Annotated in this window: 17 protein-coding genes and 1 pseudogene; 5 read left to right on the top strand and 13 right to left on the bottom strand. The window is 45.5% G+C overall.

The genetic code is table 11. The annotated features are described in order from the left end of the window. Nucleotides 1-221: 221 nt before the first annotated feature. The 4 genes from ESE_RS0108685 to ESE_RS11595 all read left to right on the top strand — a co-directional run bounded on the left by ESE_RS0108685 (nucleotide 222) and on the right by ESE_RS11595 (nucleotide 4176). Nucleotides 222-1610, top strand: a complete 1389-nt coding sequence (locus ESE_RS0108685) for a sugar porter family MFS transporter (RefSeq protein WP_029237501.1) — start codon at nucleotides 222-224, stop codon at nucleotides 1608-1610. Nucleotides 1611-1704: 94 nt separating this feature from the next. Then, on the top strand, nucleotides 1705-2595 hold the full coding sequence (locus ESE_RS0108690; RefSeq protein WP_010373937.1) for a YihY/virulence factor BrkB family protein: 891 nt from the start codon (nucleotides 1705-1707) through the stop codon (nucleotides 2593-2595). 341 nt (nucleotides 2596-2936) lie between these two features. After that, nucleotides 2937-3704: a threonine/serine exporter family protein gene (locus tag ESE_RS0108695; RefSeq protein WP_010373939.1), complete on the top strand. Its 768-nt coding sequence runs from the start codon at nucleotides 2937-2939 to the stop codon at nucleotides 3702-3704. A 13-nt stretch (nucleotides 3705-3717) separates the two neighbouring features. Continuing rightward, nucleotides 3718-4176, top strand: a complete 459-nt coding sequence (locus ESE_RS11595; protein WP_010373941.1) for a threonine/serine exporter family protein — start codon at nucleotides 3718-3720, stop codon at nucleotides 4174-4176. Between the two features lie 66 nt (nucleotides 4177-4242). Here the strand turns inward: ESE_RS11595 and ESE_RS0108705 are convergent, their stop codons facing one another. The 5 genes from ESE_RS0108705 to ESE_RS0108725 all read right to left on the bottom strand — a co-directional run bounded on the left by ESE_RS0108705 (nucleotide 4243) and on the right by ESE_RS0108725 (nucleotide 7723). Continuing rightward, nucleotides 4243-4806, bottom strand: a complete 564-nt coding sequence (locus tag ESE_RS0108705; protein WP_010373943.1) for a DNA-3-methyladenine glycosylase I — start codon at nucleotides 4804-4806, stop codon at nucleotides 4243-4245. Between the two features lie 84 nt (nucleotides 4807-4890). Beyond that, complete coding sequence (locus tag ESE_RS0108710; protein ID WP_010373945.1) at nucleotides 4891-5742, bottom strand: undecaprenyl-diphosphate phosphatase; 852 nt, start codon at nucleotides 5740-5742, stop codon at nucleotides 4891-4893. Nucleotides 5743-5831: 89 nt separating this feature from the next. Further along, nucleotides 5832-6770 (bottom strand): DUF4097 family beta strand repeat-containing protein, encoded by a 939-nt coding sequence (locus ESE_RS0108715; RefSeq protein ID WP_010373947.1) that lies wholly within the window; start codon nucleotides 6768-6770, stop codon nucleotides 5832-5834. Further along, the gene (locus ESE_RS0108720) at nucleotides 6763-7401 is read right to left on the bottom strand and encodes a DUF1700 domain-containing protein (protein WP_010373948.1); all 639 of its coding nucleotides are present in this window, start codon (nucleotides 7399-7401) and stop codon (nucleotides 6763-6765) included. Before ESE_RS0108720 ends, ESE_RS0108715 begins: the two co-directional genes overlap by 8 nt. After that, nucleotides 7391-7723, bottom strand: coding sequence for a PadR family transcriptional regulator (locus ESE_RS0108725; RefSeq protein ID WP_010373950.1), 333 nt, complete (start codon nucleotides 7721-7723; stop codon nucleotides 7391-7393). Before ESE_RS0108725 ends, ESE_RS0108720 begins: the two co-directional genes overlap by 11 nt. A gap of 134 nt (nucleotides 7724-7857) precedes the next feature. On the opposite strand from ESE_RS0108725, the gene ESE_RS0108730 reads away from it, so the two are divergent. Continuing rightward, nucleotides 7858-8121: a PspC domain-containing protein gene (locus tag ESE_RS0108730; RefSeq protein WP_010373952.1), complete on the top strand. Its 264-nt coding sequence runs from the start codon at nucleotides 7858-7860 to the stop codon at nucleotides 8119-8121. A gap of 361 nt (nucleotides 8122-8482) precedes the next feature. Here the strand turns inward: ESE_RS0108730 and ESE_RS0108735 are convergent, their stop codons facing one another. From ESE_RS0108735 to ascF, 8 genes and pseudogenes are all read right to left on the bottom strand, one after another. Continuing rightward, a complete protein-coding gene (locus ESE_RS0108735) occupies nucleotides 8483-9724 on the bottom strand; it encodes a NupC/NupG family nucleoside CNT transporter (protein ID WP_010373954.1) in 1242 nt (413 codons plus the stop codon). 176 nt (nucleotides 9725-9900) lie between these two features. Beyond that, entirely contained in the window at nucleotides 9901-11460 is a 1560-nt protein-coding gene (locus tag ESE_RS0108740) for a bifunctional metallophosphatase/5'-nucleotidase (protein ID WP_010373956.1), read from the bottom strand. Between the two features lie 105 nt (nucleotides 11461-11565). Then, a complete protein-coding gene (gene phnE / locus ESE_RS0108745; RefSeq protein ID WP_010373958.1) occupies nucleotides 11566-12360 on the bottom strand; it encodes a phosphonate ABC transporter, permease protein PhnE in 795 nt (264 codons plus the stop codon). Further along, on the bottom strand, nucleotides 12360-13142 hold the full coding sequence (gene phnE, locus ESE_RS0108750) for a phosphonate ABC transporter, permease protein PhnE (protein WP_010373960.1): 783 nt from the start codon (nucleotides 13140-13142) through the stop codon (nucleotides 12360-12362). The genes phnE (ESE_RS0108745) and phnE (ESE_RS0108750) overlap by 1 nt, the downstream gene beginning before the upstream one ends. Nucleotides 13143-13144: 2 nt before the next feature. Then, nucleotides 13145-13912 carry a phosphonate ABC transporter ATP-binding protein gene (phnC, locus tag ESE_RS0108755; protein WP_010373962.1) on the bottom strand — a complete coding sequence of 256 codons (768 nt, stop codon included), beginning with the start codon at nucleotides 13910-13912 and terminating at the stop codon, nucleotides 13145-13147. Between the two features lie 185 nt (nucleotides 13913-14097). Then, nucleotides 14098-15030: a phosphate/phosphite/phosphonate ABC transporter substrate-binding protein gene (locus ESE_RS0108760; RefSeq protein WP_010373964.1), complete on the bottom strand. Its 933-nt coding sequence runs from the start codon at nucleotides 15028-15030 to the stop codon at nucleotides 14098-14100. A gap of 525 nt (nucleotides 15031-15555) precedes the next feature. Further along, nucleotides 15556-16992 (bottom strand): annotated as a pseudogene (ascB, locus tag ESE_RS11600) (6-phospho-beta-glucosidase). A 27-nt stretch (nucleotides 16993-17019) separates the two neighbouring features. Further along, complete coding sequence (gene ascF / locus ESE_RS0108770) at nucleotides 17020-18927, bottom strand: PTS cellobiose/arbutin/salicin transporter subunit IIBC (protein ID WP_010373970.1); 1908 nt, start codon at nucleotides 18925-18927, stop codon at nucleotides 17020-17022. Between the last annotated feature and the right edge of the window lie 104 nt (nucleotides 18928-19031).

A 19031-nucleotide genomic window follows, 5' to 3' on the forward strand; every position in this document is an offset into this window, starting at 1 on the left:
TTGAGACCATCAGACAATTTACTGGCATCGCTCCACAATACCGGCCTTAACATGCGCGTAATTCGCACACTTTTATTGTGAAAATGTTATCAAACACTATTAACAAGTACGTATATAAAGTGTATAGTTAACTATGTTAATTGAGTTGTTAACGTTTTCAGTAATTGTGAATTCGATAACGATACAGATGCAAATATTTTATAGAAAGCGAGTATGCAATTATGCGTAAAATCTCACCTCGTTTGATTTATTTCTTTGGAGCCCTTGGTGGACTTCTTTTCGGTTATGATACCGGTGTTATCTCAGGAGCAATCTTATACGTCAAGCGGACCCTTGATTTAACCGCTCTTGAAGAGGGAATGGTTGTTTCTTCTGTTCTACTTGGTGCCATGATTGGGGCCATGTCAATCGGTCCTCTATCTGATAAATTTGGTCGTAAGAAGATGGTCATGTTCGCCGCCTTGATTTTCCTTATCGGATCACTCGGCTCTGCCTTTTCACCTGAATTTATCACCTTGGTTTTGAGTCGTGTTGTCCTTGGAATCGCAGTTGGTGGCGCATCAGCGCTGGTACCAACGTACTTGGCTGAAGTTGCCCCTGCTAAGATGCGTGGCTCACTAACATCTCTGAACCAATTAATGGTCATGTCAGGAATCTTAATGGCCTACATCATCAACTACGCTTTCTCAGGTATGGCCCACACCGTTTCATGGCGTTGGATGCTTGGTTTTGCTGCCATTCCTTCAGCCATCTTGTTTATCGGTGGTGTCTTCCTACCAGAATCACCTCGTTACCTTGGTCGTATCAAGAAGTTCGATGAGGCTTTGGCTGTTTTGAACATGTTGCGTGAGCCTGCTGAAGCACAAGCTGAGTTACAAGAAATGAAGGACGCTGATGAAGTTGAACTTGGTGGTTTCAAGGAACTCTTCTCAAAGTTCGTCCGTCCCGCTTTAGTTATCGGGGTTGGTTTAGCTATCTTCCAACAATTCATGGGAATCAACACCGTGTTGTATTACGCCCCAACGATTTTTAAGGCCATTGGCATGGGCGATAGCGCCTCATTGATGGGAACCGTTGGTCTTGGAACTGTTAACGTGATTATCACCGCTTGGGCTGTCCGCGTCATGGAAACCCGTGGTCGTAAGGAATGGTTGTTAATCGGTGGTGTCGGCATGGCCGTTTCATTGGTCGCCCTAGCCATTTTGACAAACTTCGCTGCAACTGGCATCATGTCATACGTCACCATCGTTGCGATGGCATTCTACTTGATTTTCTTCTGTGCTACTTGGGGACCAATCATGTGGACGATGATCGGTGAAGTCTTCCCACTAGCCGTTCGCGGTGTTGGGGTTGGTTTCTCTTCATTGGTTAACTGGGGCGCCAACCTACTTGTTTCATTGATGTTCCCAGTGTTGCTACAGCACTTCTCAATGCCAATTATCTTCGGTGTCTTCGCCGTAATGTGTGCATTGGCATCATTCTTCGTTAAGCGCTACGTCTTCGAAACACGTGGTCGCTCACTTGAAGAAATCGAAGCTACTTTGCGTGACCGCGCTAATGTGGTTGAGGACGCCAGTGTGGTCGCTGGCACCACACCAATCGCACACTAGCCTTTAATTGCAACACCTAAACCGAGTCGGTTGGTTACCGACTCGGTTTTTATTTGCTAAAATAGGTGTATTGCGTCAAAAAGGAGGAGCTGCCATGTCGGAAATCATCAAACGGATTTTTAATAATCGCGTCATTAAAACTATCATTGACGTTTCAATGCGTGTTGATATCGTGACGGCCAGTTCATCAATTGCCTACTTCGGTCTCCTATCGATTTTTCCGGCAATCATCATTATCGCAACGCTCCTGCCCTACTTTGGCTTAACCATTTCAACGGCCCTCAGCTACGTCCAAATGGCCGTTCCGACATCAGTATACGACTTTGCCCGACCTATTATCGAATCGATTCTAGGTCAAAAAGGGGTCGGCGTGCTATCAGCTTCAATTATCATCACTCTGTGGTCGTTATCGCGAGTCGTCGCATCAATCCGCACAGCGCAAAACGGTATTTACGGGGTACAACCTAAAACAATTGCCATTATCGATCGCTTCATTTCAATGGCTTGGATGATCCTTGTGTTAGGGATTATGGGTATTCTACTGATCATTGCTTCAGTTGGCTCTAACATTCTTGAAGCTTTACCCATCAGCGCTAATCTTGTGCAACAAATCGAATCCGCCAAATCACCAGTGGTCATCGGCGGTTTGTTCATTGGTGCGTCGCTTTTCAACTGGGTTTTGCCGGTTAAAAAGCCCCGCTTGCAATGGGCCCTCGTCGGGACAATCGTTCAAGTGGCAATCGTCATCTGGTTAGCAAAAATTTTCGGTTGGTATGTCAGTTTAGCCTCACAGGCTTATACATTCTACCAAGCTTTAAGTTCGGCCATTATCCTGTTGCTTTGGATTAACTTTATTGCACTAGCCGCACTAATCGGTACCATCGTCACCGCAACCTTGGAGGAGTTATTCCCCTCGCAAAACGATAAATTGGCCGTTATTCAAACATTTGGTAAGTCTATTATCCGAAAAAACGGAAAAAAGTGAGTGATATTTATTGTTTTATTAAGCTAGTCACGTTATGATTAATAGTGTTGATAAGGATAACTTGTTAACATTAGAGACAGCAACTTACTCATATCGCTGAGCTTAACCAACTCAGCAATTGTAGGTCTAACCAACCTACAACCTACTCCTTAAGAATTACCCAGTGTGATGGTCTAACCAACCATTGTTATAACACGCCTAACCAACGTGTTTTGGGAAAAAGAGTCGTCCTCGGACTGACTCCGAAACCGCCTACGCCTAACCAACGTAGGCGGTTTTGTTTTGCCCAATTATCCGGTAAAATCAAAGGATACAAAGGGGAAGCATTGGGGATTTTCATTATGACAACATCGCATGAGCACGCCGTGTTAGACGTGTGTGCCCGTATCGGGCGCATCTTACTAGAAAGTGGCGCTGAAACACCACGCATCGAAGAAACCGTGGAGATCATCGGACGAACAGCCGGCGTTGCAATTTCATGCTACGTCACATTAACGGCTGTTTTCGTATCATTAACGAACCAACCTGAAACACAATTAACCAAAACAAAACTTGGCGCATTCAACCTACAAAAGGTTGATGACATCAATCAACTCTCCCGTGAATTTTCGGCGGGACAGGTGTCATTTGATGATATTGTAACGCGTGTCGCCGCCATCGATCAGCACGTGATTGATTTCAACTGGCCGACTAAAATTTTGGGTGCTGGGCTCGTGTCCGTCGCGCCCATGCTGGTATTTATTGCCGATTGGTCAGATTTAGGCTTGGCCTTTTTCATTGGCATCGCCGGTTACTTAACTGCGCAACTCGTCGGCCGCAAAGCCACGGCCACCCCCTACGCAAAAGAAGTCGCCGGAGGCTTTGTGATTGCTTTATTGGCGTGGGGCCTGGTCGCTAGCGGGGTTGGCCACCATGCTGAAAACATGATTGTCAGTGCCGTTATGCCCTTAGTGCCCGGCGTCGCATTGACGAATTCAATGCGTGAAATTATGGCCGGCCATATGATATCAGGAACGGTCCGGGCCCTTGATGCGCTCTTAATCGCGGCCGCTATCGGCGGGGGCGTGGTCTTAGCAACCACACTTCTGCACTTATGTGGCATGATTTAAGGGGGGGCGCATCATGACATATTTAATCCAATTCATCATTAGTTTCGCATCGACGGTTGGCTTTGGCATCATCACAAACATCCCCCGTCGCGCCTTACCAACAGCTGGTTTAACAGGTGGCACCGCTTGGACTTGTTACATCTTCGTCCAACACTTACACGCAAATGTCTTTCTCGCGAACATGACCGCCGCCATCATCATCGGACTCCTTGGTAACTGGTTTGCGATTCGCAAGCGGGTACCCGTTAATATGATTTACATCCCCAGCTTAGTATCCCTGGTGCCCGGCGGTACTATCTACCTCGCGATGAAAAATTTCTCGCTAGGCCATTACGCCAATGCACAAGCCGGCGTCATCACAACGGTCACGATTGCAGTTGCACTAGCAGTGGGGTTTGTTTTAGCCGAAGTTATTGTCCGACAAATCAAGCAACACTTAAGAAGTCGTCAGCAAGACTCACTTGCCCGATAATAAAAAAACACATTTAAAAGGTCGCCGATCATCCCATTCAACTGGGTGATTGGCGACCTTTTATGCTTAACCATGCCACTCACACGTCAACTCGTGATCATTAATCAAACCAGTAGCCTGCATGAACGCATACACCGTGACAGGACCGACGAATTTAAACCCATAGGCCTTCATGGCTTTAGACACACTTTTTGATAAGTCGGTTGAACTAGGCATTTGCGTATAATCAATCACACGATTATCAATCGGTGTTCGCTGCACAAATGACCATAGCCAGGCGTCAAAAGAACCATAATCATGCTGAATACGTTGGATACCTTGCGCATTCGCAATAGTCGCTGTCAATTTTTGTCGGTGTCGAATAATGTCAGTATTTTGCAAGAGCCTGTCGATATCTGTCGCCGTCATTTGCGCGACCTGGTCAATATCATATTGGGCAAACGCTATGCGAAAAGCCGCCCGCTTATGCAAAACTGTCTGCCAACTGAGTCCCGCCTGATACGTTTCCAAACTCAACAATTCAAATAACCGCTGGTCACCATGGGTCGGACGCCCCCATTCGTGATCATGATACGCCGTCATTAAGTCATCTTCACCGTAATTCGCTACCCAAGTACATCGCACCACCATAATACCCCTCCAATTTATTAAGTTAAACCTAATTGTAAATTAAAATAAAACCGCTAACAAGTCTGTTAACGGTTTATAGCGCTTTTAGTGCATGTGCAACATGCCGGCAGCGCCCAAGGCAAGGACTACGATACCAACAACAATACGGTAGTATCCAAAGACCTTAAAGTCATTATTTTTAATGTAATTCATCATGACCTTAATGGCAAAGTAAGCCACAATCCATGAAACAATAAAGCCGACAACCATAACGCCAGTTTGGGCACCTGTAAAGCCACCACCACCTAGCAAGTACTTACCCACCTTCAAAATGGTTACCCCAAACATCACTGGGATACTCATGAAGAATGAGAATTCAGCAGCAACAAAACGTGACGCTCCCAAAATTAGCGCGCCCAAAATAGTTGATCCTGAACGTGACGTTCCTGGTACGATTGATAGCACTTGGAACAACCCAATGAACAAAGCCATCTTGTATGACATGGCATTCAAATCCGTCAAAATCGCATTCTTGTTTGCCAAGTAACGCTCCACGACAATGAATAGCACACCATAAACAATCAACATCGCTGCCACAACCCAAGCATTTAGCCAGTGGGCATCCATGTAATCGTTCAAGGCCAATCCTGCAATCACGGCCGGCAAGACACCAACAATCACCTTAAACCAAAGCGTCCATGTTTGACGCTTTTCCAAAGATGACTTTGATGGTGAAAAAGGGTTCAACTTTTTGAAGTAAAGTTGAATAACCGCAAAAATTGCCCCTAATTGAATCGCGTAATCAAACATCGCCGTGAAACTCTTAGTCCATACGGCCCCGCCTGGGATGTTCATGAATGACTCCGCAATAATAATGTGTCCGGTTGATGATACTGGCAAGAATTCAGTTAATCCTTCCACAATACCAATCACCAAGGACTTCAACAAATCAAGCATGTCTTGCTCCTTATTTTTAAACTTATCGCTATTACAATACCAGAAAAAAAGCGGTGCGCCTATACACGCAACGCCTTCTTTACCCTGGCTTAATTGACGTGAATATCACCATCTGTCGCAATAATACTCAAGCGATCTGGTGCCGTTTCATTTTCGCTAAATTGACCAGCATACTTGGTTCCCTTAACCATCACATCACCATCAGTTGTTTGCAATTGCAACCCACCGAATTGGGCTTGTGCGGCCTTAAAGTCACCATCACGTAAGGTAAATGTATTCACTCCCGTATACCGGCTCGCAGTCGTCGTCACATCACCATCGTTCACTTGCATTACACTTGCATTAAGTGCCGTATGATTCAAATGCACATCACTATCAGTACCAGATAACAACAACTTACCCAATTCACCATTTTGCACCGTCAAATCAGAATCGCTCATGCTAATCGTTGATTGCTTAAGGACGGCATCCGTTAAGTGCACACTACCATCACGGTTAGCCACCGTCATATCTGGGGTAGTCAAATTATTTAACGTAATATCACCTGCAGTGGCACTAATTTTAACTGTCTTAGCCGTCAAATCCTTTAACACAATGTCTGACCCGACTGACGTTTGCTTAAATTTATCAAACGGCTTATTTTGCGGTACGCTGATGGTAATGTGTTCCGGCTTCTTTTCGCCAAAGCCAACGCCCACACCATTATCATTTTCCGTATTGTACTTAACATATAGTGTGTTATGCCGCACCGAAATATGTAACCGGGCTGCATCACGCACACTCGACTTCACCGCATACGTATCATCGTTATTCGTCACTAACCGTACGTCAATATCCTCAGTGTTAATATTGACCGACTTAAACGCCTTCACTTGTTGATTAACAGTTTTTACTTGCGGCACCACAAAATGCCCATCACGCCAGTTCAAGCTATTTTGACCATCGTTTGACAAGCCAACAAACATCAAAACGACACCGACAGCCGCAATCACTAGTCCCGTCAGTATCCAACGCATCATCTTAGGCATGCTTCGTGCCTCCTTCTTGCTTACGTGAGAACTTACGGCCAATATACTTAACAAAGTTCATTAGGCCACCAAAGATTACGCGGACAATGGCAAAGCCAATTGGCCAAGCAATAAATTGGAGACCAATTAAAATCAGCCCAATACCACCTTGGTACAAAGCCGTTTGCCAGCTTGCCCCAATGATGGCAACCGCCCCAACAACCTGGAACAAACCAGTTGCTAGGAATACCAATAGCAACATAATCAAAAATACGGCAATCACAATGACAATAAACAAGCCCAACAAAATCAGAATCATTGCTGGAATCCACACAACGGAGGTTACCAAACCAACCAACACAACCCACAATAAGTTGAATTGTCGCCCGATTCGTTCACGGAAATGATGAACTGGTGTTTCATTCTCTTCCGGTGCATCTTGATCCGCCACATCATCGTAGCGAATTGAGTAATCTACTAATACGCGGCGTGCCAATTGCTTAGGCGTGCCAAATTCTCGAATCAGCGTTTCGCCGGTCAAACCTGCGTCTGACGCATATTCACGATAAAAATCCAACACATCTTCGCGTTCTTCATCAGTCAAACCAACCAAGTGGCCCTTCAGTTGCGTGAAGTAAATGTTATTTTCCATCAACCTTTTCCCCTTCTGCCGGCATCATTAAGTCGTTCACATTGTGACTAAATACCCGCCATTCTTCTTGCACACGCGTCATTTCAGCGCGGCCATCGTCTGATATTTTGTAGTAGCGTCGGTTGCGTCCTTCAAAAGGTTCATCATAAGTTGTCACCCAGCCTTTTGCTTTTAAGCGTCGTAACACTGGATACATCGTCGACTCCGAAACTGAAAAGCGTTCCTGAACTTGTTTCGTCAACGCGTAGCCATATAAATCTTCCGATGACAGCAACGACAAGACTAGTCCATCCATCAGATCACTAGATAATTGCATCGCCATGGTTCATCTTCCTTTACAATACTATAACTCATATAATATACTCTAAGTATAGGGAACGCAGGGGGTTGTGTAAAGCATTTTGCTACCCCCTTTAACAATTCACTTTGGGTTCATATAGAAAGAAGGTTTTCATTATGGCAAGTAAGAAACTAACGAAGTCAAACGACAAAGTCTTTAGCGGGGTCCTTGGTGGCGTCGCTGACTATTTCAACTTTGATGCAACACTTGTGCGCATTATCTTTGCGGCCTTGGTTGTATTCACCGGCTTTTTCCCAATGGGTATTTTGTACATCATTGCGGCCGTTGTTATGCCCGATGCCCCAACTCACCACGAATACGAGTTTAAGGATGACAGTCGCAAGGACATCACCCCAAACCGTTTCGACGACGATATTTAATAGGCTTAACGAAAAAACACCGCATCGCGCGGTGTTTTTTTGATTGGTAATATGGATGACCGTCAATACTCCCCTAGAATATCTCAGGTGCTGCAACAGGAGTGGGTTGTATCCGGAGCGTTCAAAAATCGGCAACATGCCGCATGGCCGGCGCTATTCAGAAAAGCCCATACAGACCTTGAAGGCTTAGGGGGAATTATTTGCCCCGCTGAATGGCGTCCGCGCCATTCGGTTGCCGAGTTTTTGAACAAAGGCGCAGGATACAACCCACTCCTGTTGCTCGTGCGGTAGCACGACACCAACACAAAAATGAGCGTCACCGCAAATGCAGTGACGCTCATTTTTTACACTTTAAATTTGTTTACCAGCTGAACAATCCAACCATCGCCGCTGACATCAATGATACCAGGATACCTGATACCAAAATCAATGGCACGTTAGCTGCAATTAGTTCGGCCTTTTCACGATTAACCAAGCTCTTGTATGAACCGATAATCATCCCCAATGTTCCAAAGTTGGCGAAACTCGTGACAAACACTGTCAAGACAGCGCGCGCGTGAGCTGACGCAAACATACCTGAGTGGTGAGCAACTTGCTTTGAGACTTCTCCCATCACCACAAATTCGTTCGTCACCAACTTCGTTCCCATGTATTGGGCAATACGGAAGGCATCATCGACGTTAAAGCCGAGCAACCAAGCAAATGGGAACATAATGACACCGAAGATATTCTCCAATGATAGCCATGACAACGTCGTCAATGACAACAAGTTGTCGATCAAAGAAGCCAAACCAACAAAGGCAATTACCGTCGCCACGATAATAACCGCCACCAAACCGGCACCTTGGATTGAATCACCCAAGAACGCAAAGAATGGTTGGCGCTTAACCTTACCATCCTCAGTCGTTTCATCGTGATCCAATACCGCGATTGTATCATCAGCTTCGGCGACTTGCGTTGGATTTAAGATTGTCGTCATCATGATAGCGCTCAAGATGTTCAACGGAATCGCCGTCAATACGAATTGACCAGGCATCATCCCAACGTATGACCCAACGATGGCGGCCGTTACCGTACTCATCGACATCATGGCAACCGTCAAATTACGCTTAGCGTCCATTTGTTGCAGTTGCAACTTAGAAACGGCCAGCACTTCAGTCGTGCCCAAGAACATCATTTCAACTGAGAAAAATGATTCAAACTTAGGTTGTCCCGTCAAAAATGACAAACCTCGGCCGACCCACTTAACCAACCATGGCAATACACCAATGTATGTCAAAATATCAAACATTGGGATAATCACCAAAATTGGCAAAACGGCTGACGTCACAAAATTCATCGTTCCTGATGCAGGCTTGACCCAATCAGGCAACGCAAAGGCAATCCCGTCAAAGGCCGCACTGGTTAACCATTCAAACCCATTCGCTGCGGCTAACACAGCATCTCGGCCAATTGAAAAACTCGTAAAGAACCAAGCCAAAATTAATTGGATAATCAAGATGACACCAACTGAACGCCACTTGATGTTCTTACGATCACGTGAAAATAAATATGCCACCCCTAGAAATACAAAGATTCCGAGGATGTTCATCAACAATAGCATGTGCTACTTCTCCTTGAGGGGTTCTTACTTATGTAAAATAACTTAACAAACTAAGTGTATCAAAAGTAAGGCCTTTGTAAAACGGTTAACCTCGATAATCCGTCCGGTAAAACGTTTAACGTACCAAAATTAACTAAAAAAACTGTTGCGCATGCCACACAACAGTTCCTTTTTACTTAATTTTGAAAGCCAACCGCCGTGATATTCGTTGGTTGGGCAATATGAATTTCAGGGTGGGCCATAATGTAGTCACCAATCAATTCAGCTGTCTCTAACTGCACTTCACGCACAATCTTATCCGTACTAAACATCGTAAAATTACCCGCCCCACCGGCACGGTAGTTATTCATTGCCACCTCATACGTTGCTGCCATATCCAAGGGTTGCCCTTGGTACGATACTGCCGTAACTCGATCGCCTGCTGGTCGACTAAAATCAAACGTATAATCAATACCACTCCAAATATCATAGTTGTAGTGCTGGACTTTCGGCTCAATAAACAGCGGATTAACCGTCAACGTACCATCGGCTGCCACTGTAAAGTAACGCCCGTTTACCTCCAGTGCATCCTTAATATCTTGCCCTGTCAGTGCTTCTACAACTAATGTATTCGGATAAATATAGTTAGTCATAATATCACGTAACGTGACATCATTCGCCAAACCGCGTACTTCATCATTAAACAATGCCGTATTGGCGATAGTCGTCTGCGTTGCGTCCATTTGGACACGGTTAACCAATTCAATAAACGGGTGACTGTGGAGACGCGCCGCAAAATGGTCGGTAATGCGCATGTTGTCACCAACCGTACCAACTGCCGTATCAAGCCATTGATTCGTTTGGCTTTGCAGTGGTTCAATTAGCGCCACGATATCTGCCCGTTCTGCGGCGTCCGCTGTCTTGATAAGACTCGCTTCCCGACCAACAACTGTCTGTTGCTCATCTAGATCAAGGGTGATTAGCCCCACGTTATCCGCCCGGTAACCCGGTTGTGTCGTCGGTACACCATCCGCAACTTCGGCAATCATTCGGTGTTGGTGACCTGTGACAAGTGCATCAACACCTGGCAAGTGCAACAATTGATACCCTTGGTTTTCAGAGGTCAGGCGTTCTAGTGGCTCACCAGTTTGCAAATCTTCCGCAAAACCACCGTGATAAGCAATCACCAACACATCAACTTGAGGGCGTAACTCAGCGATATAGTTTTGGGCCACTTCAACCGGATCGGCAAATAATAATCCTCGAATATTATCAGCCTGTTCCCACTTGGCCACATATTTGGTTAACAACCCAATCACACCAATTTTAACGCCCGCCCGTTCAAAAACAGCGTACGGCTTACCAATAAACGGTTGGTGTGTTTCTGCATCAAGGACATTCGCATTCAAGAGTTGTGGCGTATCCGCCATCACCCGCTCTAAATAATCGCGACCGTAATTAAACTCGTGATTCCCGAAGACGCGGACATCATACCCAACTGCATCAGCCAATTGTTGATAAATACCCGCAGCCTCTGGCGCTTGTTTTTCCACGTAATTCGTTAGTGGGGAACCTTGAATAAAGTCCCCATTTTCAATCGTTACAACCGCTTCGCCATGTGACGCCCGTTCTTGTAGCGCTGCAATAACCGTTGCCGCACGTGTTAAGCCCAGTCCGTCATTTAATAATGGTCGACGAAAATCATCCGCTCGCACATAACCATGCACATCAGACGTCGAAATGATTGATACTCGCATCTCTTATATCCCCAGTCTACTTTATGTACAACAGGCTGCCAAATTAAATTCAGCAGCCTGTTTTCACGCATTTTTACTATGTTATATTCTAAGCTACTTTGGCTGTTAAACCAACTTTTTACGGAGTTGACCTGACAAGAAATCAATCACCGTCACCATGATAATAATCCCAAGTAGAATGATCCCCACCTTTGGCCACTGACGTGTTTGCAATGCAAAAATCAAAGGCGCTCCAATTCCACCGGCACCAACCATACCTAAGATAGCTGCTGAACGGACCGCAATTTCAAAACGGTATAACGTGTAATTCATAAACTCTGGCATAACCGCTGGCAAAGTTGCTAACGTTAACCCATCGAGCGCTGAACCACCGGCTGCGACAATCGCTTCATTTGGTCCACGATCAATGTTTTCAACCGCTTCTGAGAATAGCTTTCCCAGCATACCAATCGAGTGAATCGATACTGCCAAGACACCTGCATACGCACCAGGGCCAACCGCCTTGATGAACATAATGGCCAACACAATTTCAGGGAAGACACGGACAATTGTCAAAATTACCTTACCCAAGGTTGACCGTGGTGTGAAGAAGCCTTTCTTCGTTCGTGCAGCTAGAAACGCAAACGGTACTGATAAAATGGCCGAAATAAACGTTCCTAGAAAGGCGATGGCCAGCGTTTCAACCAATGCAGTCACCAAATCTTCGCCATCCCCCGTATAAACGTATGACCAATCCGGATGGAATAAGCCATGAAAAATAGCCTTCGTAATAATCAACGCTTGTGGCTTAACCGATGCCAATGGAATCCCCGAGAAGGCCCAGGCAAAGATCAAGACCACGACTGCCGTAATCACCCAAGGCCGAAATCTTTGCCAGGGGCTTTGTTTTACTAATTGCATTATGCCAACGCCTCCCGTAATCGATTAGAAATACCATCCACGATAATGACCACGACCAAGATTGCCAAAATAACAATCGCCGTCCGATCGTAGCGGAAAAGCGACAACGTTTGACTCAAGTACAATCCCACACCACCAGCACCTAGATAACCCAAGACTGTCGATGCACGGACGTTGATTTCCAACGTGTACAGGAAGTAACTCAAAAATTGGTTAAACACCTGAGGGACAACTGCGAAGACAATCGTTTGAATGCTGTTTGCGCCAGCTGCAGTCAAGGCTTCAATCGGCCCGTCGTCAATCGTTTCAATCGCTTCATAGAACAACTTTGAAATCATGCCAAAACTGAACACCGTCAAGGCCCCAACTCCGGCCATTGGCCCAATACCAACAATCGCCACAAACAACGCCGCTAAGAGCAAATCAGGTAATGCACGCACCAAGTTCAAAAAGAACCGAATGACGCCACGCGCCACAGCATTTTTCATGATATTACGTGCTGCTAACAAACTAAATGGTACGGCAATAATAGTACCGAGCAACGTCCCAACCAAGGCCATTTGAATCGTTTCTAAGATTGGTGTCACAATCGCTGACACGTATGACCAATCTGGTTGCGTCATCTTAATCAAGATTTGCCAAAATTGATCCCAACTAAAATCTGTCGAGACACCCGTCATTTGTCCTGACCCAAATAGGATCAAGATGACAAGCACGACTGTCAGTAAGCCTTTAATATGCCATTTTTGACTAAACTGACGCTCTGGTAATAATGATTCCATGACTACTCCTTATCTCCAGCTTCAGCATAAATACCGTCAAAATCGTGTTCATTAACTTCAGCAATCGGCTTATCATAAACCAACTTCCCCGCACGCAATCCCACAATCCGGGTCGCATACGCCATCGCCAGTGGCACACTGTGCAAGTTAACCACCACCGTCATCCCGAGATCTCGGTTTAGGTGTTGCAAGTCATCCATGACCATCTTGGTCGTTTTCGGATCCAACGACGCAATCGGTTCATCAGCCAAAACAACCGTTGGTGATTGCATCATCGCGCGTGCAATTGCCACACGTTGTTGTTGCCCACCTGACAATTCATCAGCTCGTGTATAGTATTTATCAAGCATATTCACTTTATTCAAGTTTTCAGCAGCCTTCTCCTTATCAGCTTTTGAAAACAAACCGAACGTACTCTTAAACGTCGAGTAGTATCCCACGCGACCAGCCAAAACGTTTCGGGCCACCGACGCGCGCTTCACCAAATTAAAATTTTGGAAAATCATGGCAATATTACGACGCAACACTCGCAGTTGGCTACCCTTGGCTTTGGTAATATCTGCACCATCCAATAAAATTTCACCCGCTGTGACATCGTGCAAACGATTGATTGCCCGCAACAAGGTACTTTTACCAGCCCCCGACAGGCCGACAATCACCACGAATTCACCTGAAGTAATATCTAAGTTAATGTGATCGAGTCCCACCGTCCCATTTGGGTAAACTTTTGAAACATCTTTTACTTGGATTGTGCCAGTTTGGCTTGCCATATTCATTCCCCTGATCGTTTTACTTAACAACTAATCAACTTGCTTAATCGTTTTAAAAAATATGTACTAAGAACGAGCTTCACCGGTAAAACACACCACCAGGAAACTCGTTCTTCATTTTTCATCGCTAGTAGTCATCGCTAAACGTAAATCTTGCGTGACCAACCTGCTTTATTTAATTGGACTTAGTTGATACCTTCAACAGCCTTTTGGTACTTACGGACAACGTTAAAGTTTGAATCCTTTGACTTTGCAACACCAGCCCAGCTGTATACATCGTTCAAAACCTTCTTACCTTCGGTTGTCTTTGACACCTTAATCATCGCGTTTTGGATTGCCTTAGTATCAGCCTTTGAAATACCCTTACGCAAGGCAATAGTATCGTTAGGAATCTTAGCTGTGTATGTCAAAACACGCGTATCCTTAAAGACATCTGGGTTATCCTTCTTAACAACGTTACGGGCGTCATCAAAGACGAAGGCTGCATCTGTGTCACCGTTCATTACTGATAGCACACCTTGATCGTGCCCCTTAACTGTCACCAGCTTTGCGTCCTTCACGACGTTGACACCCTTCTTCTTCAAGTCAACAACTGGGAACATGTACCCAGCATCGGACGTCGTGTCTTGAACGGCAATCTTCTTACCCTTCAAATCCTTAACAGACTTAATCTTTGAGTCCTTCTTAACAAGTACTTCGGCACGGTAGTAATCAACAAGCTTGTCGGTGTTTGAACCGTCCCCCTTCTTGTCGTTAATGCCGTAGCGTTGTGATTGCAAGATAACCTTTGCACCGTATTGCTTGTGAGCTTGTACATATGGGTCAGGTGGCAAGAAGCCCATGTCAACCTTCTTTGAACCCATTGCCTCAACGACTGTGTTGTAGTCAGTTGAGATTGTTACGTGAACTGGAATACCCAATTGTGCCTTCAACAACTTCTCCAATGGCTTTGCCTTGGCTTGAATTGTGTCAGCTTGTGATGATGGAACGAATTGTACATTCAATTCCTTCAAATCAACCTTTTTGTCAGCAGCGTTAACTGATGCCGCTGGCAATGCTGTAACTAATGTTGAGGCTGCAATCGTAACTGCAGCACCCGCAACAAGCTTTTTAAACATGTCCCCTAGTACTCCTTAGCTATCTGTTCCTAATTATCATTACCCAAATTGGTAACCCATTTAAAGGTTGTATTAAGGATAACAACGAACATTATTTACGTCAATATCATATTTGTTCATTTTTTGACGTTAAACGTTTTAACAAAAACAAAAATTACGATTATTAGTTCGTTTTATGAAGTTGTCCAATCCCTTCTACATGTATTAGACTACTCGTCCAATATTTAGGCTTAATTGTGATTTCTTTTTGATTCAGTATGCGTTTTGTAAAAGGCGACTTTACAATTAAAACTTCTAAACAAAAGAGGTTGAGGCAGAAATTTCTGCCCCAACCTCAAAAGCCGCCAATCTCCCGATTTAAAATCGGAGGATTGGCGGCTTTTAAACGTGTTCCGAAAGGCTGACCCCTTAATATAACGCCATTTGACCCACTCACACCTCTACGCTACGCTCCAAGGCATAAGCAGGTCAAACAACGTTATCATCGGGGCCAAAGCGCCTTTCGTCTCACTCTCCTATTAACATTTATGACAAGACCGTCCCATTTGAGGCGATAACTTGCTTATACCAATCGAACGACTTCTTCTTCGAACGCTTCAAAGATCCACTACCGTCGTTGTTCTTGTCCACATAAACCATCCCGTAACGCTTAGTCATTTGACCTGTTGAGGCTGCGACCAAGTCAATCACACCCCAGGCAATATAACCCATCAATGGCACACCATCAGCCATCCCGTCGGCCATCGCCTTAATGTGCTCGCGGAAATAATCAATGCGGTAATCATCATTGATCGATCCATCAGCAGCAACTGTGTCTTCAGCCCCCAAACCATTTTCAACCAGGAACAACGGCTTTTGATAACGGTCATATAACTGGTTCATCGTAATGCGCAAGCCAAGCGGATCAATGACCCACCCCCACTTACTCGTTGGTAAATAAGGATTCTTAGCCGACTTCACGACGTTACCTTCGTTGGCCGTCAACTCATCTAAGTTGTGCGCTGATGTACGTGACGCATAGTAACTAAACGACACGAAATCAACGGTATTCTTTAAGATTTCTTCGTCACCGTCGGCCATTTCTATCGCATCAACGCCCTTAGAAGCCAACAAACTCTTCATGTATGATGGGTAGTAACCGCGTGCCTGCACGTCAATAAAGAATGTATTGTCGTGGTCATCCAGCATTGACTGCCAAACATCTTCCGGCTTACTCGTGTAAGGGTAGAAACTACCGCCCGCAATCATGCACCCAACTTGGGCGGCTGGCAGCATCTCATGAATCATCTTCACCGTTAACGCGCTTGCAACCAACACGTGGTGTGCCGCTTGATACGTGACCTGCTTTTGATTTTCACCAGGTTGGAACGCCAACCCAGCCCCCGAAAATGGGCTGTGCAAGATAATGTTAATTTCATTAAATGTAATCTAGTACTTAACTAAATCGCCAAATTCTTCAAAACATGTCTTCGCATAGCGGGTGAAGAAAGTGATCATCTCACGACTACGCCATGAACCATAACCAGTTACTAAGCCCATCGGCACATCAAAGTGCGCCAATGTTACCAACACTTCCATACCATGCTCACGGCACGTTTCGAACAATGATCGATAATAGGCAATCCCTTCAGGATTAGGCGTCTCTTCATCACCATTTGGATACAAGCGACTCCATGAAATTGATGTTCGGAATACCTTCAAACCCATTTCTGCTAGCAGGGCAATATCGTCCTTATAGCGGTGATAGAAATCAATTCCGGTATGGCTTGGATAGTACAATGTCTCATCCAATTCAGGTTGCGCCACTTGACCCAACTTCACCGGCATCCGCTTGTCGCCAATGGGCAACATATCAATGTTACTCGTGCCACGGCCACCTTCATGCCAAGCCCCTTCAGTTTGATTGGCAGCAATTGCGCCGCCCCACAAGAAATCTGCTGGAAATACAGTATTCGTCGTCATAAATCTCTTCCCTCTTCTTCGTTAAACTTACGCCATTGCTGGTTCTGTGTCTGCTTCCTTGTCGTGGTGGAAGACTTCCATCACATGTTCCTTGAATGAAACGTGACCAGGCGCAACCGGCGCAATATCCTTAAATTGATCTGAATTTGTAATCACAACCATCGTCGTTGGCAGCCCAGCTGCCTTAATGGCATCCAAGTCCGCTTCCAACAACTCGTCACCGACTGCAACACGATCTCCCGCAGCCACCTTAGCCGTAAATGGTTCACCATTCAATGAAACCGTATCAATACCGACGTGAATCAACACTTCCACACCATTATCGTCTGTCAATCCGATGGCGTGCTTCGTTGGAAAGACCGTCGTGACAGTCCCCGCAATTGGTGACACAACCTTACCATCTTCCGGATCGATCGCCATCCCCTTACCAAGCAAGCCCTTTGAGAACACTTCATCAGCAACATCGTGCAAGCCCTTAGCCATACCAGTCATCGGCGCCATTAGCTTAACGCTGCCGTCATTAGTCATATCTGCTTCGTCATCTTCGACCGGAATATCTTCAAACCCAATAATCAACGTCAAAGCAAATGACACGACTACTGAAATCGCCATAACGGCCGCAATCCACAAAATGCTAGTTGGGTTGTCCTTATCAATAAATTGTACTGACGTAAACAAGCCCGGCGCTGCCATTGAGTGGGAAGCCAAACCTGCCAAACCCGCAACCGCACCAGCAATAAAGCCGGTAATCACTGAAGCAATCATTGGTCGCTTCAAACGAATTGCGACACCATACAAAGCTGGCTCTGTAATTCCTGCAATCAAAGCTGATGACGCTGCCGCCAAAGCCGTTTGACGCAATTCACGATTCTTCGTCTTCATTGCAACGGCCAACGAGGCCCCACCAAGTGACCTGTTAGCGCCAATTTCAGATGGCATAACCATGGCTTCTGAACCCGTTTCGGCAATCGTCGTCACAATCGTTGGTGTAAACACACGGTGCATCCCCGTCATCACCAACAATGGCCAAATCGCCCCAACAATCGCAACAGCCAACCAGCCAAGCTTACCGTGAATACCGTAAACAACGGCTGAGATACCATTACCAAGCCAAACACCCATTGGTCCAACCAATGAAATGGCAATCACCGCTCCCACCAACAAAATTAACATTGGCTTCAAGAAGTTCTTCATTACCACTGGCGTAATACGATCAACACCTGCTTCAATGTAACGCAACAACCATGCCATGACGATGGCCGGAATAATCGTGTACGTATACTTCACTGACGTAATTGGAATCATCGCCAGTGTCACAGCTTGACCTTCAGCTGCCTTAGCCATCAAGTCCATAAATGCTGGGTGAACCATCAACCCGGCAATTGCGACAGCCAAGTACGTGTTCGTGCCAAATTTCTTTGAGGCTGATACCGCCACCAAAATTGGCAAGAAGAAGAACGAGGCATCCCCAATTGTATTTAACAAGACATACGTTGATGACGTTTCGCCTGCCACACCCGTCATGAGTAATAGCATCGCGAGCAACTTCACCATTGACCCTCCGATAATGGCTGGAATCAGCGGTGTCATCGTCCCAATAATGGCATCCAAAATCGTCATACCTACGCGCTTTGGCGTCCACTTTTGCTTTTCCTTTGGCGCATCATCTTGTGCAACACTACCTTCAACACCAAGTGGCAAAATTTCCTTGTAAGCAGCCGCCACATTATTACCAATAATCACTTGGTATTGGCCACCTTGCTTTACCAAACCCATAACACCCGGAATGTTCTTCACTTTGGCATCATCAGCCTTGCTCTCATCTTTCAAAATAAAGCGCAAACGCGTCATGCAGTGTGTCAAATTCGTAACGTTTTCAGCGCCACCAACACCGGCCACAACATTGCGTGCTAACTTTTTAAAGTCTTGTGCCATGTTTTCTTACCCCTATTAACTAAAAATCCCCGTTTGTTTATTACATACTTAATGATAGCGTTTACATTCGCGCAATTATTGGGCGAATTATGCACAAAATGTGA

The organism is Weissella cibaria KACC 11862, assembly GCF_000193635.1.
Classification (GTDB): Bacteria; Bacillota; Bacilli; order Lactobacillales; family Lactobacillaceae; genus Weissella; species Weissella cibaria.